At 64.2% G+C, this 24113-nt stretch carries 21 protein-coding genes; 1 reads left to right on the forward strand and 20 read right to left on the reverse strand.

The genetic code is table 11. The annotated features are described in order from the left end of the window. Positions 1 to 2 precede the first annotated feature (2 nt). Genes hisS through OEG81_RS10555 form a run of 6 tightly spaced genes read right to left on the reverse strand, consistent with a single transcriptional unit; the run spans position 3 to position 5075 of the window. Complete coding sequence (hisS, locus tag OEG81_RS10530) at positions 3 to 1292, reverse strand: histidine--tRNA ligase (RefSeq protein ID WP_264129183.1); 1290 nt, start codon at positions 1290 to 1292, stop codon at positions 3 to 5. Beyond that, positions 1289 to 2623 (reverse strand): flavodoxin-dependent (E)-4-hydroxy-3-methylbut-2-enyl-diphosphate synthase, encoded by a 1335-nt coding sequence (gene ispG, locus OEG81_RS10535; protein ID WP_264129184.1) that lies wholly within the window; start codon positions 2621 to 2623, stop codon positions 1289 to 1291. The genes hisS and ispG overlap by 4 nt, the downstream gene beginning before the upstream one ends. Next, complete coding sequence (locus OEG81_RS10540) at positions 2620 to 3117, reverse strand: helix-turn-helix domain-containing protein (RefSeq protein WP_264129185.1); 498 nt, start codon at positions 3115 to 3117, stop codon at positions 2620 to 2622. The genes ispG and OEG81_RS10540 overlap by 4 nt, the downstream gene beginning before the upstream one ends. Next, positions 3114 to 4271, reverse strand: coding sequence for a 23S rRNA (adenine(2503)-C(2))-methyltransferase RlmN (rlmN, locus tag OEG81_RS10545; RefSeq protein ID WP_264129186.1), 1158 nt, complete (start codon positions 4269 to 4271; stop codon positions 3114 to 3116). Before rlmN ends, OEG81_RS10540 begins: the two co-directional genes overlap by 4 nt. Before the next feature lie 37 nt (positions 4272 to 4308). Then, a complete protein-coding gene (gene ndk / locus OEG81_RS10550; protein WP_264129187.1) occupies positions 4309 to 4734 on the reverse strand; it encodes a nucleoside-diphosphate kinase in 426 nt (141 codons plus the stop codon). Next, a complete protein-coding gene (locus tag OEG81_RS10555) occupies positions 4677 to 5075 on the reverse strand; it encodes a hypothetical protein (RefSeq protein WP_264129189.1) in 399 nt (132 codons plus the stop codon). The genes ndk and OEG81_RS10555 overlap by 58 nt, the downstream gene beginning before the upstream one ends. Before the next feature lie 52 nt (positions 5076 to 5127). Between OEG81_RS10555 and OEG81_RS10560 the strand changes: the two genes are divergently transcribed. Then, positions 5128 to 7980, forward strand: a complete 2853-nt coding sequence (locus OEG81_RS10560; protein WP_264129190.1) for a valine--tRNA ligase — start codon at positions 5128 to 5130, stop codon at positions 7978 to 7980. On the opposite strand, the gene trmD is transcribed toward OEG81_RS10560, so the two are convergent. The 14 genes from trmD to OEG81_RS10630 form a co-directional block, all read right to left on the reverse strand. Beyond that, positions 7967 to 8752: a tRNA (guanosine(37)-N1)-methyltransferase TrmD gene (gene trmD, locus OEG81_RS10565; RefSeq protein WP_264129191.1), complete on the reverse strand. Its 786-nt coding sequence runs from the start codon at positions 8750 to 8752 to the stop codon at positions 7967 to 7969. The two genes, OEG81_RS10560 and trmD, sit on opposite strands and share 14 nt — an antisense overlap. Positions 8753 to 8825: 73 nt before the next feature. Next, complete coding sequence (gene rimM / locus OEG81_RS10570) at positions 8826 to 9446, reverse strand: ribosome maturation factor RimM (protein WP_264129192.1); 621 nt, start codon at positions 9444 to 9446, stop codon at positions 8826 to 8828. A gap of 19 nt (positions 9447 to 9465) precedes the next feature. After that, positions 9466 to 9720 (reverse strand): 30S ribosomal protein S16, encoded by a 255-nt coding sequence (gene rpsP / locus OEG81_RS10575; protein ID WP_264129193.1) that lies wholly within the window; start codon positions 9718 to 9720, stop codon positions 9466 to 9468. A 179-nt stretch (positions 9721 to 9899) separates the two neighbouring features. Beyond that, complete coding sequence (locus OEG81_RS10580; protein ID WP_264129194.1) at positions 9900 to 10151, reverse strand: sulfurtransferase TusA family protein; 252 nt, start codon at positions 10149 to 10151, stop codon at positions 9900 to 9902. Positions 10152 to 10229: 78 nt separating this feature from the next. Next, entirely contained in the window at positions 10230 to 12851 is a 2622-nt protein-coding gene (gene alaS / locus OEG81_RS10585) for an alanine--tRNA ligase (protein WP_264129196.1), read from the reverse strand. A 139-nt stretch (positions 12852 to 12990) separates the two neighbouring features. After that, on the reverse strand, positions 12991 to 14019 hold the full coding sequence (locus OEG81_RS10590) for a prepilin (protein ID WP_264129197.1): 1029 nt from the start codon (positions 14017 to 14019) through the stop codon (positions 12991 to 12993). A gap of 6 nt (positions 14020 to 14025) precedes the next feature. Next, complete coding sequence (locus OEG81_RS10595; RefSeq protein ID WP_264129199.1) at positions 14026 to 14589, reverse strand: type 4 pilus major pilin; 564 nt, start codon at positions 14587 to 14589, stop codon at positions 14026 to 14028. Positions 14590 to 14618: 29 nt separating this feature from the next. Then, on the reverse strand, positions 14619 to 15752 hold the full coding sequence (locus OEG81_RS10600) for a general secretion pathway protein (protein WP_264129200.1): 1134 nt from the start codon (positions 15750 to 15752) through the stop codon (positions 14619 to 14621). Beyond that, positions 15749 to 17491, reverse strand: coding sequence for an ATPase, T2SS/T4P/T4SS family (locus OEG81_RS10605; protein ID WP_264129201.1), 1743 nt, complete (start codon positions 17489 to 17491; stop codon positions 15749 to 15751). The genes OEG81_RS10600 and OEG81_RS10605 overlap by 4 nt, the downstream gene beginning before the upstream one ends. After that, positions 17455 to 17925 carry a hypothetical protein gene (locus OEG81_RS10610; protein ID WP_264129202.1) on the reverse strand — a complete coding sequence of 157 codons (471 nt, stop codon included), beginning with the start codon at positions 17923 to 17925 and terminating at the stop codon, positions 17455 to 17457. The genes OEG81_RS10605 and OEG81_RS10610 overlap by 37 nt, the downstream gene beginning before the upstream one ends. Beyond that, the gene (locus OEG81_RS10615) at positions 17897 to 19204 is read right to left on the reverse strand and encodes a hypothetical protein (RefSeq protein ID WP_264129204.1); all 1308 of its coding nucleotides are present in this window, start codon (positions 19202 to 19204) and stop codon (positions 17897 to 17899) included. Before OEG81_RS10615 ends, OEG81_RS10610 begins: the two co-directional genes overlap by 29 nt. A gap of 8 nt (positions 19205 to 19212) precedes the next feature. Then, positions 19213 to 20802 carry a hypothetical protein gene (locus OEG81_RS10620; protein WP_264129205.1) on the reverse strand — a complete coding sequence of 530 codons (1590 nt, stop codon included), beginning with the start codon at positions 20800 to 20802 and terminating at the stop codon, positions 19213 to 19215. Further along, on the reverse strand, positions 20799 to 21950 hold the full coding sequence (locus OEG81_RS10625) for a TcpQ domain-containing protein (RefSeq protein WP_264129206.1): 1152 nt from the start codon (positions 21948 to 21950) through the stop codon (positions 20799 to 20801). Before OEG81_RS10625 ends, OEG81_RS10620 begins: the two co-directional genes overlap by 4 nt. 840 nt (positions 21951 to 22790) lie before the next feature. Then, on the reverse strand, positions 22791 to 24113 hold the full coding sequence (locus OEG81_RS10630) for an extracellular solute-binding protein (RefSeq protein WP_264129207.1): 1323 nt from the start codon (positions 24111 to 24113) through the stop codon (positions 22791 to 22793).

A 24113-nucleotide genomic window follows, 5' to 3' on the forward strand; every position in this document is an offset into this window, starting at 1 on the left:
CCTTAAACCTTTAATTTCAACTCTGTAACCAAACGATCCAGGGGGATCGATTCCTGCTGGGGCTGATCTTCGGCGGCCTGACCGCGGAGCCATTTGACGCTGGCCGTCCGCGAGGCGAGCTCGTCATCCCCAAGAATAACCGCCACCAGCGCCCCGCTGGCGTCCGCCCGCTTGAACTGCGACTTGAACCCCGCCGAACCCGCATGGACAATGACACGCAAACCGGCATCGCGCAAGGGTTCGGCCACTGTCGCAGCCAACCGCTGGGCTTGCGGGCCCTGATGAATCATATACACCTGGCATTCGGGCGCTGCGGGCTGCCCGGCGCCCTGCGACCACAGGTCCAGCAGGCGCTCGACGCCGATGGCGAACCCCACCGCCGGCGCCGGCTTGCCGCCCAGCAGCTCGATGAGGCCGTCGTAGCGGCCGCCGCCGCAGACGGTACCCTGCGCACCCAGGCGGTCGGTGACCCATTCAAAAACCGTCAGATTGTAGTAGTCCAGGCCGCGCACCAGACGCGGATTCAGGCGATACCCGATTCCGGCGTCCTGGAGACGCTCGCACACGCCCTGGAAATGAGCCAACGACGCTTCTCCCAGGAAATCGAACAGGCGCGGCGCCTTGTCCGCCATGTCCTGCATGGCCGGGTTCTTGGTATCGAGGACGCGCAAGGGGTTGCTGTACATGCGCCGTTGTGCTTCCTCGTCCAGCACATCCCTGTGCTGCTCCAGGTACTGGATGAGCGCCTGGCGATGCGCCGCGCGCTCGTCCGCCTGGCCCAGCGAATTGAGTTCCAGCCGTATGTCGGACAGGCCCAGCCTCTTCCACAGCCGCGCCAGCATGACGATGAGCTCGGCGTCGACGTCCGGGCCGGCGAAGCCCAGCGCCTCGACATCGATCTGATGGAACTGGCGGTATCGCCCGCGCTGCGGCTTCTCGTGGCGGAACACCGGACCCATCGCGTATACGCGCTGCGGACGGTCGTAAAGAATATTGTGCTCTATGGTTGCGCGCACCATGCCCGCGGTGAACTCCGGGCGCATGGTCAGTTGCTCGTCGTTCAGGGCATCGGTGAAAGAATACATTTCCTTCTCGACGATGTCGGTGACCTCGCCTATGCCGCGGGTGAACAGCCGTGTGTGCTCCAGCACCGGAGTGCGCATATTGCGGTAGCCGTATGCGGCCAGCCACTCGCGGACGATGGCCTCCAGCTTCTCCCATTGGGCGCTGCTGTCGGGTAATACATCTTTCATGCCGGTCAGGGCACGGACTTTCTGAAACGACTGCGTCATGGATGATCTTGTTTTTCTGGCGCGGCCCCGCCGCGCAGGTTGTTGTCTTGCACCGCGCCGGCGCCATAGCGGCGGTCCACGTAGTTCTCGACTATGGTTTTGAATTCTTGCGCGATGCTGTCGCCCTTCAGGGTGACGGTGCGCTCGCCATCGATGTAGACCGGCGCCGAGGGGACCTCGCCCGTGCCGGGCAGGCTGATGCCGATATCCGCGTGGCGGCTTTCGCCCGGGCCATTGACCACGCAGCCCATGACCGCGACGTTCATGGTTTCGACGCCAGGATAGCGGGTCTTCCAGACGGGCATCTGTTCGCGCAGATAGCCTTGTATGCTGTCCGCAAGCTCCTGGAACACCGTGCTGCTGGTGCGTCCGCAGCCCGGGCAGGCCACCACCATGGGGGTGAAGGCGCGCAAGCCCATGGTCTGCAAAATCTCCTGGGCCACCACGACCTCGCGCCGGCGGTCCCCGCCCGGTTCCGGGGTCAGGGAAATGCGTATGGTGTCGCCTATGCCCTGCTGCAACAGCACGGACAAGGCGGCGGTCGACGCCACGATGCCTTTGCTGCCCATGCCGGCTTCGGTCAGGCCCAGGTGCAGGGGATAATCGCAACGCGAGGACAGGTCCCGGTAGACGGTGATCAGGTCCTGTACGTGGCTGACCTTGCAGGACAGCACGATGGCGTTGGGCGACAGGCCCAGTTCCTCGGCGCGCTGCGCATTGCTGATGGCCGAGACGACCAGGGCGTCGCGCATGACCGCCTGCGCGGCCCAGGGCTGCGCCCGCCGGCTGTTCTCGTCCATCATGCGCGCCATGAGTTCATGGTCCAGGCTGCCCCAGTTAACGCCGATGCGCACCGGCTTGTCGTAGCGGCAGGCCACTTCTATCATCTGTGCGAAATTGTCGTCGCGCTTCTTGCCCCCGCCCATGTTGCCGGGGTTGATCCGGTATTTGGACAGCGCTTGCGCGCATTCGGGAAACTGCCCCAGCAACTTGTGGCCGTTGTAATGGAAGTCGCCGACCAGCGGGACATCGATGTTCATGCGATCCAGCTGTTCGCGAATGGCGGGCACTTCCCGGGCGGCCTCGGGAGTATTGACGGTTATCCGCACGAGTTCGGAACCCGCCAGGGCCAGTTCCTTGACTTGCAGGGCGGTCGCAATCGCGTCGGCCGTATCGGTATTGGTCATCGACTGCACGACGACGGGGGCGTTCCCGCCCACCTGCACCGCGCGGCCGCCCCAGCGCACGACGGCCGGTCGCGTGGGCCGCCGCGTGGCGGCGCCGACGGACAAGGGGCCGTCGGCCGGGCCCCGGTCTGGATTCTGGGTCATTTTTTCAGGGATTTGAGCCAATCGAACACCAGCCAGGAATCGGGCACCCAGCCGCGCTCGATGGCATAGAAGCCGGCGACGAACAGGAGTATCAGGATGATGATCAGCCAGCCCCAGGGCCGGTGGACCGGTTCGCCCTGTATGGGGAGATCGGCCGGACCCAGGGAATGGGCAGTGTTGTTGACCGCGATGGGACGGGCGGAAGTGGGCCCGACCTGGTTATCCAGCATGACCAGCAAGGCATCGACGTCGGCTTCCACATAGCGGCCGTAATTCTTTACGAAGCCGCGCAGCGACATGCCGGTGGGCAACCGGTCCCATTGTTCGGTTTCCAGGGCTTCGAGCTGCCGGCCGGAAAACTTGAGCCTGGCGGAGACTTCGGCCGGCGTAAGGCGCTTGGCCTCGCGCAGGCTGCGCAGCGTTGCGCCGACTCCGTCGGGCTGCGCCTGGGCTTCGGCTTCGAACCGGGTCTCTTTCAATAATGGTTGATTCATCCACGCTCCTGTTTGATGGCGATGACCGCGCGGTCGGGCAAGCGCTCGTTGATGCGCGTGCGGTCTTTTACATCGCCCGCCAATTGCCCGCAAGCGGCCGCGATGTCGTCGCCGCGTGTCTTGCGTACTGTGGTGACCACGCCCGCGTCCATGAGACGCTGGGCGAACAGGCGAACGCGCGATGCCGGCGAACGCTTCAGGCCTGATTGCGGAAACGGATTAAAGGGAATGAGATTGAACTTGCAGCGCACCTGATCCGCAATAGTAATCAATTCGCGGGCATGCTGGTCGGTGTCGTTGACGCCGTCCAGCATGATGTATTCGAAAGTGATGAAATCGCGCGGCGCATGCTCGAGGTAGCGGTTGCAGGCCGCCAGCAGCTCGGCCAGCGGGTGCTTGCGGTTCAGCGGCACGAGCTTGTCGCGCAGGGCGTCGTTCGGCGCATGCAGGGACACGGCCAGCGCGACCGGGCAGTCCCGGCCCAGGCGGTCCATCATGGGCACGACGCCCGAGGTGGAAACGGTGACCCGGCGGCGCGACAGGCCGTAGGCATTGTCGTCCAGCATGAGGCGCAGAGCGCCCAGTACCTGGTCGTAGTTGAGCAGGGGTTCGCCCATGCCCATCATGACCACATTGCTGATGACGCGCGTGGGCTCGGGCATGGCGGCCGCGTCGTCGCCGATGCGTGCGCTTTTCAGGTCGGCCTGCAAGGCCCGCTTGGCATACCAGAGCTGGCCGATGATCTCGGCCGTGGTCAGGTTGCGGTTGAAGCCCTGATAGCCGGTGGAGCAGAACGGGCATGCGACGGTGCAGCCGGCCTGGCTGGAAATGCACAAGGTGCCGCGATCGTCTTCGGGGATGAAGACCGCTTCGACCGCGTTGTTCCTGCCCACGTCGAACAGCCATTTGCGGGTACCGTCGGCGGAACGCTGTTCGATTGACACGTCGGGCGCATGAATCGAGCAGTGCTCTGCCAGCTGCTGGCGAAATTCACGCGCCAGGTCGGTCATTTGGTCGAACGAATCCGCGCCGCGCTGGTGCAACCAGCGCTGCAATTGCTTGGCCCGGAAGGGCTTGCCCCCCCACTGCCCGACCAGGTCGGTCAGCGCGGCGGTATCCAGGCCCAGGAGATTGACGGATTCGTTGGCGTTCATGTCGTTGGCGCGATGAATATCGCAGGCTTGCAGGAAATTAGCGGCTGTGGATGTTGCTTTCGGGGAAGAAGAAAGCGATTTCCACGGCGGCGGTTTCGGCGGCGTCGGAGCCGTGCACGGCATTGGCGTCGATGCTGTCGGCGAAATCGGCGCGGATGGTGCCGGCTTCAGCCTTCTTGGGGTCGGTGGCGCCCATCAGGTCGCGGTTGGTTTGAATGGCGTTCTCACCTTCCAGGACCTGCACGAACACAGGACCCGAAACCATGAAATCGACCAGATCCTTGAAGAAGGGGCGCTCTTTGTGGACAGCGTAGAAACGCTCGGCGTCGGCGCGCGAGAGCTGCTTCAACGAGGCGGCGATGACCTTCAGGTTCGCTTTCTCGAAGCGGGCGACGATCTGGCCGATCACGTTCTTGGCGACGGCATCGGGCTTGATAATGGAAAGAGTGCGTTCAATAGCCATGTAGAATCCAAAGAATATATGGCGGCTTCAAACTTCTCGAAACCCCGGCCAGCCTGTCGGCATGGCGGGCGCCACGAAAAGAAAAAACCTGCGATTGCGAAAACGGCCTTTGCTGCTTTTCCTGCTTTTGCCTTCAGGCAAGATTGCGCAAGAACAAAAACCGTCAATAAAAAACCATCGATGAAAACAATAACTTTGGCAAAGTTTATGTTAACCGGGCATTTTAACATGCCAATGACAGGCAGCTCCATCATAAAATAGCGGTATTCGTGCCCCGTCCGGACGCCGCCTGCCGGCGCGCCGCCACATCGCGGGCGCCACGCAAGCCTTGCACGTTTCATATATAGTCAGACTTTCGCCGCTACGCGGCTGTACGCATTTACTTTTTACACCATGACCACGAATCCCGCAGCGAACGACCCCGAACAACTCTCCAAGAGCTTTGAACCGCAAGAAATCGAATCGCGGTGGTACGCGAAATGGGAGAAAAGCGGCCACTTCAAGGGCGGCCGTCATGTGGAACCCGCCCATGCGGGGGAAAGCCGGCCTTTCGCCATCCAGTTTCCGCCGCCCAATGTAACCGGCACCCTGCACATGGGGCATGCCTTCAACCAGACCGTGATGGACGGCCTGGTCCGCTACCACCGCATGCGCGGCGACGACACCGTGTTCATTCCCGGCACCGACCATGCCGGCATCGCCACGCAGATCGTGGTCGAACGCCAGCTGGACGCGCAAAACGTGTCGCGCCACGACCTGGGCCGTGACAAGTTCGTGGAAAAGGTCTGGGAATGGAAGCAGAAGTCCGGCAATGCCATTACCGAGCAGTTCCGCCGGCTGGGTTCGTCCTGCGACTGGGAACGCGAATATTTCACCATGGACGACAACCTGTCGCGTGGCGTGGTCGAAACCTTCGTCCGCCTGCACGAGCAAGGGCTCATCTATCGCGGCAAGCGCCTGGTCAACTGGGATCCGGTGCTGGGCACCGCCGTCTCCGACCTGGAAGTGGTCAGCGAGGAAGAAGACGGCTTCATGTGGGAGATCCGCTACCCGCTGGCCACGCCGGTCGGCAGCCTGGATCACCTGGTGGTGGCCACCACCCGGCCCGAAACCATGCTGGGCGACGTGGCCGTGATGGTCCATCCGGAAGACGAACGCTACGCTCACCTGATCGGCGCCATGGTGACCCTGCCGCTGGTCGGCCGCCAGATCCCGGTCATTGCCGACGACTATGTCGATCGCGAATTCGGCACCGGCGTGGTCAAGGTCACGCCCGCCCACGATTTCAACGACTATGCCGTCGGCCAGCGCCACGGTCTGGACATGATCAGCGTGCTGACGCTGGACGCCAAAATCGCCGACGAGGCGCCGGCCGCCTACCGCGGCCTGGACCGCTACGAGGCGCGCAAGCAGATCGTCGCCGACCTGGAAGCGCAAGGCGCGCTGCATAGCGTCAAGCCGCACAAACTGATGGTGCCGCGCGGCGATCGCACGAACACCGTCATCGAGCCCATGCTGACCGACCAATGGTTCGTCGCCATGAGCAAGCCCGCGCCCGCCGGTACGCTGCACCCCGGGAAAAGCATCACCGACGTCGCGCTCGAGGTGGTGGCCGACGGCCGCATCAAGTTCTATCCGGAAAACTGGACCACCACGTACAACCAGTGGCTGGAAAAAATCCAGGACTGGTGCATTTCGCGGCAACTGTGGTGGGGCCACCAGATTCCCGCCTGGTATTCCGAGGACGGCCGGATCTTCGTTGCGCGCAACGAGGCCGAGGCGCGCAAGCAGGCCGATGCGGCGGGCGTAACGGGTCCGCTGACCCGCGATCACGACGTGCTGGATACCTGGTTCTCGTCGGCCCTGGTGCCCTTCACCGACCTGGGCTGGCCTGAAGAAACGCCCGACCTGGCGCGCTACCTGCCCTCCAGCGTGCTGGTCACCGGCTTCGACATCATCTTCTTCTGGGTCGCGCGCATGGTCATGATGAGCATGCACATGACGGGCAAAGTACCCTTCGAGACCGTCTATGTTCACGGCCTGGTCTGCGACATGGACGGCAAGAAAATGAGCAAGTCCAAGGGCAACACCATAGACCCCGTGGACCTCATCGACGGCATCGCACTGGACGACCTGCTGGAAAAACGCAGCAGCGGCCTGATGAATCCCAAGCAGGCCGCCAGCATCCGCAAGAAGACCGCCAAGGACTACCCCAACGGTTTCCCGGCCTACGGCACCGATGCGCTGCGCTTCACCATGGCGGCCTATGCCACGCTCGGGCGCAACATCAACTTCGACCTGAAGCGCTGCGAGGGTTATCGCAACTTCTGCAACAAGCTCTGGAACGCCAGCCGTTTCGTGCTGATGAATACCGAAGGACATGCGCTGGACCTGCAGGCCGGCGACTCGGAACTGTCGTTTGCGGACCGCTGGATCGTCAGCCAGCTGCAGCGCCTGGAAAGCGAGGTCGAGCGCGGCTTTGCCGACTACCGCTTCGACAATATCGCCAACGCCATCTACCACTTCGTATGGGATGAATACTGCGACTGGTATGTGGAGCTGGCCAAGGTGCAGATCCAGAGCGGCACGCCGGCCCAGCAGCTGGGCACGCGCCGGACACTCATCCGCGTGCTGGAAACCGTGTTGCGCCTGGCCCATCCCATCATTCCCTACATCACCGAAGAGCTCTGGCAAAAGGTGGCCGTGGTGGCGGGCAAGCGGGCGGCGGGCCAGGAAACCAGCCTGTGTGTCCAGCCCTACCCCATCGCCAATGAGCAAGCCATCGATGAGCAGGCCGAGGCGCAGGTCGCGGAACTGAAGGCCCAGGTCGAAGCCGTGCGGGCGCTGCGCGGCGAGATGAACCTGTCGCCCGCCCAAAGAGTACCCCTGGTCGCCCAGGGCGACTCGCAAGTGCTGGCCTCGAACGCCATGTATCTGACCGCCCTGGCCAAGCTGGAAGGCGTCGAGATCGTCGAAAAGCTGCCCGATGTGGGCGCGCCGGTCCAGATCGTCGGCCAGACCCAGCTCATGCTGCACGTCGAGATCGACGTCGAAGCCGAGCGCCTGCGTTTGGGCAAGGAAGTGCAGCGTCTCGAGACGGAAATCGGCAAGGCCCGGGGCAAGCTGTCCAATGCAAGCTTTGTGGAGCGCGCGCCGGCGGCGGTCGTCGAACAGGAGAAAGCCAGGATGGCGCAGTTCGGCGAAACGCTGGCCAAGGTTCGCGAACAACTCGCTAAGCTGGCTTGAGTTCTCTCAGGAATTTTTCGTCGGCCCTGGACAGCAGGCCCGCCTGGCGGGCCGACTCGATCAGGTCGGGCCGGCGGGCGGCGGTCAGTGCAAGCGACTGGCGCCGCCGCCAGAGCGCAATGTTCTCGTGATGGCCGGACATCAGTTCCGGCGGAACGGACACTCCTTCATACTGCTCGGGCCGCGTGTAATGCGGGCTGTCGAGCAGGCCGGTCAGCGCGGTATTGAAGGAATCCTGCAAGGCCGATTCGGCATCGTTCAGCGCCCCGGGCACTAGGCGCACGGCACTGTCCATGATGGCCAGCGCGGCGATCTCCCCGCCCGAAAGCACGAAATCGCCCATGGAGACCTCATGGGTGACGCAGCGGTCGATGAAGCGCTGGTCCACGCCCTCGTAGCGCCCGCAGATCAGTATGGCGCCCTCGCCTTGCGCAAGTTCTTGAGCACGGGCCTGATCGAAGCGCTTGCCCGTCGGGCTCATGAGGATCACCGGAATATCACGGTCCGCGTCTTGCCCGGCCTGGGCCGCCGCGGTTCGCGCCGCCGCCTTCGCCGCGTTCACGGCCCGCTCCAGCGGCTCGGCCATCATCACCATGCCGGGTCCGCCTCCGTAGGGGCGATCGTCCACCGTGCGATGCACGTCATGCGTGAAGTCCCGTGGATTCCACAAGGCCAGCGACCAAAGGCCTTGTTTATGAGCGCGCCCGGTGACGCCCATGTCGCGCACGACGGAAAACATGTCGGGAAACAGCGAAATCACATCGAAGCGCATGGCGTGTGCCGCCCTTATGGTCTGCGCCGGAACGCGGAATGCGGCAATGCGCCGCAGCCGAGGTCCGCCCCGGCTAGAATTCAACCGGCCAATTGCTGTCCAGTCTTTTATTGTGGAGATCGACGGTGTGCACGTGGGCGCCGACAAAAGGAACCAGCACTTCAAGCTGCTTGCCCTTGTCGTTGAGCATGGGAGCCTCGTTGCCGTCGCCATCCAGAGCGACCCGCCCCACACGCAAAACGGCATGGGCACCATTGTCGACGACATCGAGCACCGTGCCGATAAGCGCGGATCCGTCATCGCCTTCGCCGAACAAGCGGCAGCCGATCAGGTCGACCCAATAATATTCGTCGTCGGCGGCAAGGGGGAAATCGGCACGGGGAACCCAGACCGTATGCCCTTTCATGGCTTCGGCACGATCCCGGTCCGGAACGCAGTCCAGCTCGGCCACCACGGTTGCGCCTTGCGGCCGGCTATTGTTGACGCCAGCCTGAAATGCCGGCCTGGCGGCCGCCGTGCTGCCGGGCGCCGCGGGCGCTTTCAGCCACCAGGTTTTTGCCGCAAGCAATACCTGGCTGTCCGAGGAATGAGGCTGAACCTTGATCCAGCCGCGCACGCCGTAAGCCGATACGATGCGCCCAAGCTCTACCAGATCCGCAGGAGCTTCGGCTTGCAAAGTAACTGGCGTATTCACCTGAAAATATCGGGAGCTATCAGGCAGCCGCTTTTGCAGAGAATTCTTTGACCAGGCGGGTTACCGCGGGCGACAGTTGCGCGCCGTTTTCGGTCCAGTACTGAACACGATCCATGGCAAGACGCAGGTTTTCCTGGCCTTCGTTGGCAACGGGATTGTAAAAGCCCACGCGCTCAATAAAACGGCCGTCGCGGCGATTGCGCGAGTCGGCGGCTACAACGTTGTAAAACGGACGCTTCTTCGAGCCACCACGGGCTAGACGAATCACAACCATTGTTAATCCTTTGAAAATGTTGTGAAAAACAAAAGATTCTAGCACTTTTCGGCTAGCCTTCGCAAACCGAATCGCTAAAAATCGCTTAAATCATCATGTAAAAGCAACAGCAGCCGCAACGGCGGCATTAGCTTGGGGAAGACGGGCTGATACAGCCCGAACTCCGGCGCATTTGCTTTTCAGCGGCGGCGCAAAAAATGCAGCGTCGACGCCCCCTCCTCCAGCTGCGCCTGCAGTGTATTGCCGGTCTGCTTGGCGAAGGCCTGGAAATCGCGCAACGCATGAGCGTCGGTGGTGACGACTTTCAGCACCTGCCCGCTTTCGAGCTGCGCCAGCGCCTTCTTGGCGCGCAAAATGGGCAAGGGGCATTTCAGCCCCGAAGCGTCCACTTCCATGTCGGCATGGGGCACGGCATTGCTGGTATCGGTCATGGTCTATTCCACGCGGCGGCGGCGCCCAAAAGGCATCAACCCGCCGCAAACCCTGTCATCGTAGCGCGTTCGACCGGCTCAGGCCAGGCGTTCGCGCACCCAGGCCTCGACGCTGGCCGTAGCGCCCGCCAGGGCGGAAACATCGCTGCCGCCGCCCATGGCCATGTCGGGCCGGCCGCCGCCCTTGCCGCCGACCTGGGCGGCAACCATGCCGACCAGATCGCCCGCCTTGACCTTGCCGGCCAGATCGGCGGTCACGCCGGCGACCAGGCTGATCTTGTCGTCGGCCACCGTCGCCAGCAGCACGACGGCGGACTTCAGCTTGTCTTTCAATTGGTCCACCATGCCGCGCAAGGCCTTGGGATCGGTTCCGCTGACATTGGCCACCAGCAACTTGGCGTCCCCCGCAAGCGCAACCGCCTTGCCGGCCAGGTCGTTGCCCGCCGAGGCGGCCAGTTTGCTCTTGAGCTGATCCAGGTCGCGCTCGAGATTCTTCATCTGCCCTTGCATCAATGCGATGCGTTCGGCCAGCTCGGCCGGCTGGGTCTTGAGCAGGCCGGCCGCGCGGACCAGCGTGGCATTGGTCTGCTGGGCCCAGGCCACCGCGTTCTCGCCGGTGATGGCCTCGACGCGGCGCACGCCCGCGGCGACACCGCCCTCGGACGTGATCTTGAACAGGCCGATGTCACCGGTGCGCGCAACGTGGGTTCCGCCGCACAGCTCGCGCGAGAAGCCGATATCCAGCACACGCACCGTATCGCCGTATTTCTCGCCGAACAAGGCCATGGCGCCGCCCTGGACGGCCTCGTCGTAGGCCATGACCTGGGCCTGGGTGGCATGGTTCGCCAACACTTCGGCATTGACGATGCGCTCGACCTCGGCGATCTGCTTGTCGGTCATGGGCGCGTCGTGCGCGAAATCGAAACGCGTCTTGTCGGCATCCACCAGCGAGCCGCGCTGTTGCACATGGCCGCCCAGCACCTGGCGCAAGGCCTTGTGCATGAGGTGGGTGGCCGAGTGGTTGCGTATGGTGCGCGCGCGCCGCGACGCATCCACTTGCGCGTCCACCGTGTCGCCGACGGCAAGAACGCCTTCAAGCAGCTCGCCGTGATGGCCGAACACGCCGCTCTGGATTTTCTGGGTATCCGCGACCTGGAAGCGGGCGCCGCCCGCGCTCAGCAGGCCGGCATCGCCCACCTGGCCGCCGGACTCCGCATAGAAAGGCGTGGCGTCGAGCACGACGATGGCCTGCTGGCCGGCCGCGATGGACGGCACCGATGAGCCGTCGACGTACAGGGCCGTGATGCTGCCCTGGCTTTCCAGATGCTCGTAGCCCTCGAAACGCGTTTCCACACCGTTGTAGGACAGGCCTTCGGCGGCCTTGAACTTGCCGGCGGCGCGCGCCTGTTCGCGCTGATGGCCCATGGCTACCTCGAAGCCTTCCAGATCGACCTGGACATTGCGCTCGCGGCAGATGTCCGCGGTCAGGTCCACCGGAAAACCGTAGGTGTCGTACAGGGTGAACAGCGTCTGGCCGTCGAGCACGCCGTTTTCCGGCACGGCGGCCAGGGCCGAGTCCAGAATCTTCATGCCGTGTTCCAGCGTTTCCCTGAAACGTTCTTCTTCCTGGCGCAGCACCTGTTCAACCCTGGATTGCTGTGCCACCAGTTCGGGATAGGCGGACCCCATCTCGGCCACCAGATCGGCCACCAGGCGATAGAAGAAAACGCCCGACTGCCCCAGCTTGTGGCCATGGCGCAAAGCGCGGCGCACGATCCGGCGCAGCACATAGCCACGGCCTTCGTTGCTGGGGATGACCCCGTCGACGATCAGGAAGCTGCAGGCGCGGATGTGATCCGCAATGACCTTGAGCGAATTGTTGGCCAGGTCCTGCACGCCTGTTTCGCGGGCGGCGGCTTTGATCAGCGCCTGGAACAGGTCGATTTCATAATTGGAATGCACGTGCTGCAGCACGGCGGCAATGCGTTCCAGACCCATGCCGGTGTCCACACAGGGTTTGGGCAGCAAAGGCATGTTGCCCTCGGCGTCGCGCTCGAACTGCATGAACACCAGGTTCCAGATCTCGATATAGCGGTCGCCGTCCTCTTCGGGGGATCCCGGAGGGCCGCCCCAGATTTCGGGGCCATGATCATAGAAAATTTCCGAGCAGGGGCCGCAGGGGCCGGTGTCGGCCATCTGCCAGAAGTTATCGGATGCGTAGCGCGCGCCCTTGTTGTCGCCGATGCGCACGATACGCTCGGCGGGCACGCCGATTTCCTTGGCCCAGATGTCGTAGGCTTCGTCGTCTTCGTGATAGACCGTCACCCACAGCTTTTCGGCCGGCAGCTTGTAGACCGTGGTCAGCAGCTCCCAGGCATTCCGTATGGCATCGCGCTTGAAGTAATCGCCGAAGCTGAAGTTGCCCAGCATCTCGAAAAACGTGTGGTGGCGGGCCGTATAGCCGACGTTTTCCAGATCGTTGTGCTTGCCGCCCGCGCGCACGCAGCGCTGCGAAGACGTGGCGCGCGTGTAGGGCCGGGTTTCCTTGCCGGTGAATACGTCCTTGAACTGCACCATGCCGGAATTGGTGAACAGCAAGGTGGGGTCGTTGCCCGGAACCAGGGAGGACGAGGGCACGACCTGATGGCCTTTCGATTCGAAGAAAGACAGGAATTTTTGACGTATCTCGGAGGTTTTCATTGCAGAAAAACACTAATTTATTGGGTAACCGATGATTATAGAGGGAGTTTCAGCGAAATCGCCAAGCGGCAAGGCCGTCTCCGCCCGCCCCCCTGTCCGGCTGTTGCATGCCGGCACAACCCTGTTCCGTGCCGGCGCCTCAGTCGAGGCACAGATAGCCCACCGTGCGGCCCTCGGGAAAGTCTTGCGGCCCGCTGTCCGATATCTGCACCATGGCGGCGCCGGGCGGACAGGAGCAGGCGCCTGTGACGGGATTGGCGGTGGACGTTCCCTTGCTGTTGTAGCACCCCCGCAATTGATTGGTGGAAAAGCCGCCGGCGCCGCCCCGGCTGGCCGAACGCCAGCTTCCATCGCGGCAGATCAGCAGGCCGTCCTGTTCCGACTCGCGCGCGACGGCGCCATCCTTTGAACAGGACGCAAATGCTTCTTCCCGGGCTGCAAGGCGCAAGTAGCCGTCAACGAGCAGGTCCGAACGGGCAAGGACATCGCCCCGGATGCTGGCCGGCCCCTGGAAGTCCGGATCGCGCGCATCGCCGACGCGCAGGAAATCCGCCTTGTCCAATTGCTCGGTGGTGACGGCCATCGCGACGGTGCCCGCCGGCAGGGCCGGTCCGGGCCAGGACGGGTTGGGAAAGGCGAAGGCCGCGCCGCGCAGCATCAGTGGCTGGGCGGGCATGACCCACCCGCCCATGCCCCGGGCGGCCATCAGGAAGCGGGCCACGCTCTGCGCATCGATCCGTTCCGTGTTCCTGTAAAGGAGCGGACCGTTGCTGTGCACCAGCGCGTGGACGCGGCAGTCCCGGCCCGGACACGCGCCGTCGCGCACGATGCGCAGCGTGGCGCCGCCGATCGCGGCCCGCTCGGGAAAGCCGGGCGACAACAGCGTGTCCGCCTTCAACTCGGCCAGGCTGGGCACGGTCCAATCGGCATAACCGTGGCCGGCCAGCGCTTGCGGATCCTCGGCGCCGGCCAGCAGCTCCACATAGCGCTCCAGATAGTCCTGCGCCGCTTTCCGGAGCGAGAGCATCCAGACCGCGCCATCCTGCGCCCTGGCGTCGTTCATGGCGTTGACCAGGGTATTGGCACCCCAGACCGCCAGCAGGGTCATCAGCAGCGCTGCCGCGATGAATTCGAGCAGGGCGAAGCCTTGTTGCGCGCGCGCCGTCATGCCCGGTCAACTGGCGGTGAAGACAAAGGTATTGACATTGCCCTTGGCGCAGCTGGCTTCCGCCGTCAGAGCGCTGTAATGGATGCTGTCGTCCTTTACCGTTGCCGCCGTCTGGCCTTCGGCCGCGACCGTGATGGTGTCGGACACCCTTTGCATGACGGACGCAATCGACGGGCATGCGGCGTCGTGAACCTTGGACAAGGTAATGGAGAACGCCGAGCCCGCCTCTTCTTCGGCCACGCTGACCTGCCCGTCGGTTCCCAGGCCGTGAAGCACCTTCAGCGACGACTCCGCACCCGATACCGAGAACACGCTGGAGTCGCGCACCAGGTTGGCGAAATTCGACGTATGGATGCCCGCGTAAGGCGTTCCCGATCCATTGGGCGCATTGACCTTGGTCTGCAAGATGAAGCGCGCCAGCTCTTCGCCGACCTTGGGCACCTTGTTCTCGACCACATAGCCTCCTATGGCGGGAACTCCGATAATGGCCAGCAACAGCACGATGGCCGTAACGATGGACACCTCGATGAGCGAAAACCCCTTTTGCGCCTGATTGACATCTGTCGACATGACGGCTCCTTTTGAAAATACGCCCGCCCTTATTGGCTTGCGTGAAAAAGCATGAGCGAGCGGCGCAGTTCATCGATGACCGCGTAGTGCCACGCCGCCATCCCGAGCAGGCAGAACAGGCTGGCCAGCAGCAGGATCCAGCGCAGGGCCAGCGCCTGCCGCGCCACCGTTTCCAGCACATGGGATCGCAGGCGTTCGGCCGCGAGCGCAAGTCCCGCATGCAGGCCGCGCGCCATCACCATGTCGCTCAAGAACCAGAATTGCTCCGGGTCGAGCAAGCCCGTGTTGAAGGTTTCGGCGCCCGCCATGCCCGCATCGATGCGGGCCAGCATGCTGTCGACCTGCGCCTCCTGCCAGGCCGAAGCGCCGCCCTTGAGCAGGAAAAGCGCCGTCTTCAGTTGGACGGCGCCCGCATCGCCGCGCCCCAGTAATAGGGTCACCAGGCTCAACAGGCGCAGCGCCTGGATATAGCGATAGATGCGCCACACGGCATGGCGATCCAGCTTTCGCCGCAGCGGCCCCGACGCATTGGACAAGGACCACAGGATCAGTCCTCCGCTGCCCGCCGCCAGCACGGCCATGAAGAGCCAATGCGACTGGATGAGTTCCGCGCAGTGCAGCAGCTCCTGGGTCAGGCGGCCGTGGTAGGCGGCGGGAACCGATGAGAACGTTTGCAGCAAGCGCGGCACCGTAAAACCCGGGATCGCCAGCAGCATGGCGAAAACGGCCAGCACGGCCAGGCCGCCCGCCCACAGGGTGTCGCCGAGAATGCTGCGGGTCTGCCGCAGCAGGCGCAATACCGAGGACAGCTCCGCCAGGGTTCTGACCAGCGCCGTGTTGCCCAGCGTCTGTGCGGCCCGTATCAGGCCCAGTTCGGCTGGCGGGAAGCTGCCGGACCACGTGGCATGCAGGTCGCCGCCCGCCGCCTGGTAGGCAATCAGCCAGCGCTGCGACAGGCGCCCCCGCACGGAATCGCCGCCATAGCGGCGCGCGTCGGACTCGAAGATTTCCTTCAGCGTCCTGGCGCCCTGCATGCCTTCCAGCAGCACGGAAAGGTAATCGTAGTAATCGGCCCGCGCCGACCGGAAGCGCCAGCCGTCGAAGACCGACAGCAAGGACCGCAACGGCCACCCGCCATGCGCCCGTAGACTGGGGAACATCATGGCACCACCCGCAGCCTGGGATGGCGGCCGTCCGATCCTGGCTGGGCACGGCGCCGCAAGCGCTGGGTTTCGAACGCCTGGAAGCGCGCCTCGATATCGCGCGGATCGATGGCGCCGCTTGCGGCCTTGTGCATGGCGCATTCCTGGGCCGAGCGGATGACCTCCTGGTCGATGCCCGGTTCGATGATCTCGGCGGCCACCGTGCGTCCGGCATAGCCGTTCAGTTCCGGCAAGCCCGTCGTCCTGCATGTAGGGCAGCCTTGCGGATTGCGTACGCGCCATGTGCCGGCGCCATCCGGATAAAGCTGCTCCAGGGATCGCAGCCATCGCTCCCAATTTCCATTCCGGCGATACCCATCCTCCGGGCACGGCGGCCCGTCGAGCAGGCTCGCGACGGGCAGCGCGCATTGCGGGCACAGGCACGGCAACAGCACCTGGAACACCAGCAGCTTGAACATCCCCGGCGTGGCCAGAAAGTCGCGTGACACGCCGATGAAATCGGACGCCAGCCTCTGGGGTATCAGCGCGGCCGATGGCGCATGGACCGTGGTATAGACGTTCACGCCGGATCCGGCCAGGTCCATGAAGGCCCTGCCGGTCTCCGCATCGCGGATCTCCCCCAGCAGGACGTCGCTCATGGCGGAGCGCTTGAGCGCCCGGAGCTTGGCGGAGTAGTTGTCGTGCGCGGCCGTATCCAGATTGCGCACGACCGTGTTCTGGATGGCGGCCGGAATCACGTATTCGACCGGGTCTTCTATGGTGACGACCTTGCGATGCGGTGGCAGGCGGGCCATCAGCGCGGCGATGCTGGTGGATTTGCCCGAACCGACCGCGCCGGCGAATACGACGGCGCCGCTCTCGGCCAGCATGGCGCGGTCGATTTGCTCGATCTGGTCGGGCAGGTAGCCCAGGGCGTCCAGCGTGGGCGGGCGCGATGCGGGGTCGCGCAGCAGCATGCGCAGGCAGACGCTGGGGCCCGCGTCGGCCGCCAGCGACGACCAGCGCAGCATGACGGTCTTTCCATCGACCTGCCGGGTCATGCCGCCCTGCTGCTCGATCGAAGGATCGAACACCGCGCCATTGCCGCCGCGTATGTCCATCCAGGCAACCGACAGCATGTCGATCAATGTGCTGGTAGGCATGCGGCGAAAGCGTTCGGGCGCCAGATAGCGTCCCAGGACCGTATATTTCACTTCGGACTCGGTTTCGCGCAGGCGCACATTCAGGTGGATGTCGCTGGCTCCGTGGCGCACGCCCCACTCCAGCAGGTCCTGGAAGGCGTCGGCCAGCGCGATCTTCGACGGCCCCAGCCGGATATCGGGCGCGTTGGACAGCGATCGGGCAGTGACCTGGCCGCGGGCGATCGCCAGCAGCAAAGGCGCCGCCAGCACATAGCGGGACGGGCTGGCCAGCCGGTAGCCCTGCTGCACGACGCGGCGGGCCAGTTCGTCGGCCTGATCGCCGCCCACATGCTCGGCCAGTGCAAACAGCGCCACCGTCCGGTCCTCGAGCAGGACCGGCGCCAGCCGCCCGGCGAGGCCGTCGACATCGAACTGCGAGCTTAATGAACGCAGGAAACGCGGCGCCATCGCGGCCAACTGGTCGGCATGCGAGATGAGGACGGCGGCCGTCGCGTCGAAACGCGAGGCCGGCTCCCGCGCCTCGAGCCGGGCCGACGACCGCCGCCATGACGAAAACGGCCTCATGGCCTTGCCGTCCACAAGCCGGGATGCAGGCACAAGGTATGGGCCTCCTGGCGGCGCTCCAGGTGCACGCAGGATCCGGAAATACCGCGCAGCAGGTATTCGGCGGGCCCGGCCTTGGCGCCCACCGCGAGCGCCCTGCCGTGCAGATAGATGTGGGGCCGTGAGCCTATCATCACTTCGGCAAGCAGCTTGCGGCCCACGCCGTAGATCGCCACCAGCCTGAGTGCCCCGCCGGAGGCCGATTCCGCGCCGCCCCGCGCGGTCTCGGCGCCAGGGCTCTCCCGGCCCATGCGGCTCTTCAGCTGCTTCAGGGCCAGGTCCGCGTCCAGGCGCATCAACTCGCGCACCGACATTTCCAGGGAGGCGCTGTCGCCGATGGCGGCAAGGCCCTGCGCCGCGCCGGGCGCCAGGCACAGCACGCCCGCCAGAATGAGGGTATCAAGGCACAGCGGGGTTTTCGCTTTCATACAGCACTCCTTGCAAAGTCAGGGTCAGGCCGCTGTCCCGCGCGCCTGGCGCGTTTACCTCGCGCAAGGTCAGCATGGCCTTGTTCCATGCGATGAATGACAGATGGGGCAGCAGCAGGCCGGCCGAACGCAATGGACCGACGATCTGCAGGGACCGGGACGCATAGGCGGGCAGATGCGCCGGCCGCGCAATCGGCCTGCCCTGTCCGTCCAGCGGCGCAGGTATCGGCAGGGGAAGCGTCTTGCCGACCCGCAACTGGGCAAAGCCCGCCCGCAATCCCTGCAAGGCGCTGAAGAATCTTCGTTCATTCTCCCTGCTGTCCGCCGGGCGTCGATGGGCGAGCGGTATGCCGCCTGCAGCGATCCTCCAGCTCGCGTCGGCGTGGTCCAGCGAGGCGAATTCCACCTTCCAATCGACCCGGATGTTCTCCAACAGGCTTTGATTGCTTGCGCCTGTTTCCCGTCTTTCGTAGCGGGCCTGGCAATGCCATTGAGCGCCGTGCGGGGCGCACTCGGCCTGAAGCAGCCGCCATCCGCCCATATTGACCGGCAGTTCATAGAAAGCCTCCAGCAGCGTGCGCGTGCCCTGCAGGCCATGGACGAGGCGCCCCTGGGCCGACCTGCTTATGGCGTCCCGCCAGGCCTGCGCCGGATCCTCTTGCGCCGGCCCGGCCGCGACGGCGCGATCCGGTCTCAGTGCCCGCCACGCGGCCGGCACCAGCAGCACCAGGACGAGAGCCAGCGCGAAACACTGCACCGGCCAAGGAAAAAAAGGCCGCCAGCCCGCGATCCGGCGCAGTTGGGTGGCTGCGGAACTGGCTGCCTCGATCGCGGCCATGTCCGGGACGCCGGGTGCGCCCGGCGCACCCAGGATGCGCAACTGCGGATAGGCCAGGCGCAGTTCGGCCAGCACCTCCTCGGCCGCAAGGCGGGACGGATAGAAGCGGTCCGTGCGCGCCACCACCGCGCCCTCGTGCACGGCTACCAGCCAGTGTCCCGCGGCACCGACTTCCATCAACAAGGCCATGGTGCCCGAGGCGAACAGCACAGCGACATTCTGTGCCGCCGAGTGCAGGACATTCTTGTGCTGCCGTCCGGCCTTCAGGGTCAGCACGCCGACCGACCCGGCCGCGTCGCCGGCCAATACGCAATGCGTGGACCGATGGCGTCTGGCGATGCGCATGCCCAGGCGGTCGGCCCTGGCTCCGATCAGCGGAAACCAGTCCAGGCCGAATACCAGCGTCGCGGATGGAAGGGAAAGGATCAAGGGTTCGCTCATGGCCTCGCCTAAAACCCTTCTTCAAGCTGGGCCGTGACCACCATGACGGTGGTCAGTTGCTGGGCGGCGGCGCGGTCGCTGCCGCCCAGCGCCAGCGGCATGCCCGGATTCAGGCGCCGGCCTTCGGTCTCTTCCTGCGTGCGATCGAAGCCGGAAATAATCAGGGGCTGGCCCGGCTGCAGTACGACCTGCTGCACCGTCCCATTGCCGTCGATGGTGACTTGCTGCAGTTGCAGGGGATTGTCCCGGCTTCCGAACATGACGGATTTCAGAGGCTGGGCAACGGTGTTGTCATAGGCCACCGACAGCAGTATCTGGCCGTCGTCCTGCGCATCCGGAACCAGCGTCAGCAGCGACCCCACCGTCTCTTCCCTCTGGCTGACGGAAACCGAAGGCAGCGCAAGCCCCGCGCTCTGGCCCAGCGCCGTGGTCTGGACCTTGTCGATATAGGAAAAGGTGGTCCGCACCGCATGCGTGACGGGCCTGCGGTTCAAGGTCAGGACGGGCAGGCTGCTGCGTCGCACCACCTTGCCGACCCGGCTCAAGGCCTTGATCACCGCCTCGGAGCTCTTGAACGGCCCTTCGTTCAAGCCTATGCCCAGCGCACCCGCCTCGGCTACGCCGGACCCGGGCATGCTGATGGCCGCCGCCACTTTAGCGCTGGTAAACACCAGGTTCCAGTCCAGCCCCGCTTCGGCGCTGTCCTGCACAGCCACCGTAAGCTCTTCGAAGACCAGGCGGACCCGCCGCGTCAATGCGCGGTTTTCCTGCTCCAGATACAAGGCGATTCGGTTCAGCACCTCTGGAGTGTCCGTCACCACAATGGACGAACTGGCGCCCGGTTCGGCCACCACGACGCCGGCACGCGAAAGAAAAGGCTCGATGCGCGCGCGCAGCACCGTGAATACATCATGGACGGGACTGTCCAGGCTGGTCCGCGACGTACTGACGAAGCCGTCCGCCTCGCTGCGGCCGCCCAGGCCCAGCGAGGCCTGCGCATTGGCATTGAGCGTCAGCGCACGCACATTGAAAACGCGGGTTTCAGTCCGGTAGAACTCGATGCGCTCATTCCGATATGCCCAGGCCACGCCCAGCCGCGCGGCAATGCGGTCCAGTATGCGGGCCAGCGGCGCCGGGCCGCCCGACAGCGCCACGGTTGCCGGCGCGACAAACGCCGAACCGGCCTCCGCCGCGCCCAGCCGGGGAAGGAAGTGATCAAGTGGAAGCAAAGCATCGGGCCGGACGTGCACCGGAATATTCGTTGCCGCCGTGATACGCTGAGCCAGGGCCTGGAGGTCCATTTCGCCTTCCGCGAACATCAGCGTCGTATCGACATTGGCGCGCAATGCCAGGGGCAGCGTCAGCTCGCGGGCCAGAGGCTGCGAGCGGCCCGCCAGCCAGGGGCGCCCGACATCCTGAGCCGCGCGGCGCGCCTCGGCGCTTTCCACCGAACGCGAAAACCCCTCGTGCCCCGCCAGAACGGCCGATTGCCTGCCGTCTATCGATGCCGCCAGCTGGCGCATACGCTCGCCCAGCGCGCATCCGGACAGCGCGCCGCACAAGGCGGCAGCCAGCATGAAGCGTAGGGCCCCGGTCATGATGGCCTCGTTGCGCCGACAGTACGGTCGCAAGGCTGCGCATACGGCACAACGCGCAATACCCGATTGGAATAAAAGCACGGCTGCGCCGGCCGGTCCGACAATTCCGTCGAGGCCACGAGCTCACGCACGGCCAGCTTGAAATCGGGCTCGAAACTGGCCGCACCCACAATCGGAATGTCCGCGTCGATGGCCCAATGCTCCGGCTCGAACGTCCAGCCCGACTGCCGCGCCCATCGGGCCAGCGCGGACCTTAGCGTAAGGTCTTGCGGTCCGACCTGATAGCGGCCGGTGGGAGCAGCGCCCGACAGATCGAAACTGGCGGCTGTAAGCGCCGAGACCGACGACGAAGACAAGGGCGCGGCAGAAGGCGATTTCGATGCCGATGAATCCGGCATACCTGATGGCATCGCCCGGGTTGGCGACTTGCCACTCGCTGACGATCCCGCCATCGACCTCGCCATCCACTCCGCCTGCACCTCTGGCGATGCCGGCCCCGGCCTACCTGGCGACAGGCCCGGAACCTGGTCCGGCACCTGCTCAACAGATGCCCCTGTTCGTGCTTCGGCGCCGGTTGCGGTCGTGGTTGCGGTTGCCATTGACCTCGCGGGCGCGACCGCAGCGGGAACCATAGTTGGTTCCGCCATGACCGGAATCGAATCCAGGATATCAGCCTGATCGATTTGATTGACTGGATTGACTGAAGCCGCCGAGGCCGTCGGCGCAAGCGCGGCAACAGGCTGCGCATCGGCATCCGGCGCCTGCGGCGACAACACGCCTTCCCCCGCTGCCCGCCGTACCGTGCTTTTAAGATGGCCGCCGCGCAAAACCAGCGTCGGCCATACGCCGTCCAACACCACATACGGCCCTTCGCGCACATACGCCAGCGGCCTGCCGCCCCGGGCGCCGTCCGCAAAGATCGCCGGCACCGGCTGCTGCGGCGAAAATTGCAGCCAGGTCTTGCGGCCATCGTCGAACACCTGTACCGGCGCCACGGCCCGGTGGCCCGACAGTTCCCAATCGAAGTTGTACTGGACCGCCGCAGCCTTGTCAGCCCGCATCGTGCGCACGAATGAGGGCCAATCGTGCACGCCGGCACACGCCGTCAATACGCCAAGCAACAGAAACGCAGCAAGCAATCTGGCCATCGTCCGCACCCAAAGCAAGTAATCACGCCAACCCTCGGCATTGGCGCCATCTTGCTTGCGGTCGGCTTCTGACCGCCAGACCGAGATGTACGGATAGAATTTTTTATCGCTGCAATAAGCCCACTAGCAATTCAATAAAAACAATCACTTACAACGATCGCACACCGAAAGGAAGCCAGCGTCCCCACAGGCTGCAATTGCCCACCATCGAGAATAAAGAAGCAGCACCCAAGCGACAGGCCATGCCAATTGCATTCGCGTCCCGCCAAGCCATAGAATCCTGGCCAGCCAGAACCTTCGATGCGGAGCTGTTTGCGCCACAAGAGAAGCTGCTCGCTGCACCAGAAGCCGCTTGCGCCAGAGCACAGACTCTCAAACAGCAACAGCCACAAACCGGCCCACCAAAACCCGGCATGCAGCCGTGGCGGCGTGGGTGGGCGGGCCCGGCGTTTAGGCGTGCGCCGCATGCTTCCGTAGGGAAGGCGGGGGCTTTCGGCGGGCGCTGTCTGACCGGAGCGGCACGCAGTGACGCGCAGGGAGTTCGCCCGCCGCCCGCCTGGACGAGGAAGATGCGGAAACAAGCACGCCGTGCCGGGACTGCCCATCCGCGCCGTCATGGCGTGTTTGCAGAAAAACTATGCGCAAACGCAAGTCACCAGATAGCAAGAAGCGTGTGAGTCCTGACCTTGTCGATCACGTCCCTCAAACAGCCCTACGATTGCCGGGAGCCTAACTCCCCATGTGAAGAGCCCTTAACGTCGAAAAAAAATGTCATAAAGGCCAAAAAAAACGCCGCCTCAACCGAGGCGGCGCCTTCCCGATAAAGAACAGAAACGTCCCTTACTTTTTGGCCATCATCTTTGCAGCCTCGGCCGCCGCCGTCTTCAGGGCCGTCGGCGCGGGCTGATTGCCGCTCAGGGCCGTTTCCAGCGTCTGGCGGAACATCGCCCGTATGCGCGGGTAATTGTCGATCCGGAATCCACGGCTGTTGGCCCCCGGGCTGGTCGCATTCGCGGCCACCAGCTGCTTCCAATCGCCCAGGTTCTTGTAGTAGCCATTGTCCGTCAGCGCAAAGGCCTGATCCGTCAAGGGCAGGAAGCCTGTGGCCTGATACCACTCGGCCGCCCGCTTCGGCTGTGCAAGCCAGGCCAGGAACTTGGCGCTGGCCGCATCGCTATCCTTGGAATGTCCGGCCGTCACCCACAGCGCCGACCCGCCCACGAAGGGGTTGCCCGGCTTCTTCGTAACCTCCGGATAATAAGGCAGGCCGCTGATCGCGAAATCCAGCTTCTTCGAGTTCTTGAAATAGCCCAGGTTTTCCGAGGTCGAGAACAGCACCGCGCATTCCCCGGCCGCAAAGCGCTTGGTCGCCACCGAGTTGTACTCGGGCTTGACCATCAGTTCCGAGCGCACCCAGCTTATCATCAGCGACAGATGACGTATGTACATCGAATCGAAACTGAAGGCCGGCTTGCTCTTGGCCTTCAAGCCATTGTCGCCGCCGGCATAAAGCTGGTTGTTCACCGCCGCCAGGTTTTCCAGATTGATCGACACCGGCTGATCCGAGGTCAGGGGGCAAGTGCGCGAACCGTTATTGGCCAGAGTGACCAGTTGATCCTGCAAGCCGCTCCAGGCGCGCTGCGGCACCGTCGGCTGCAGCTTGGCCTTCTTGAAGGCGTCGACGTTGTAGAACATTACCGGGACGTCCACCATATAGGGGAAAGCCACCAGCCTGCCTTTGTTGTCGCGCGCAAAGGTGTTTTGCTCGGACAAGAACCACTTTGCGTCCTTGATCGGGTAACGCGCCAGCAAGGTGTTCAAGGGCTGGATGTAGGAACGGCCCGCCACCTCGTCGGGCGCCCGGTCGTCGTCCAACTGCACCAGTTGTGGCCTTTCGTCGCGTTTCTTGGCCGCTTCCAGCGCCGCCTCGACCTCGTCTTCGTTGGCGAACGCCTTGAGCTTGACGGTAACGTCTTTTTGATCGCGGTTGAAATCCTTGACCAGCCCCTCGAAGATCTCTTTGTTGTACGGACTGAGCGAATGCCAGACCCGGACTTCGGTGGCGGCCGATGCCGCCACCGAAGACATCAGCATCGCGCCCGCACTTGCCCACACAAGCTTGCGCCCCGAAAACAGGGCGCCATAAAGCCAGTTTAATTTCAT

This window comes from Pollutimonas sp. M17, assembly GCF_025836975.1.
Classification (GTDB): domain Bacteria; phylum Pseudomonadota; class Gammaproteobacteria; order Burkholderiales; family Burkholderiaceae_B.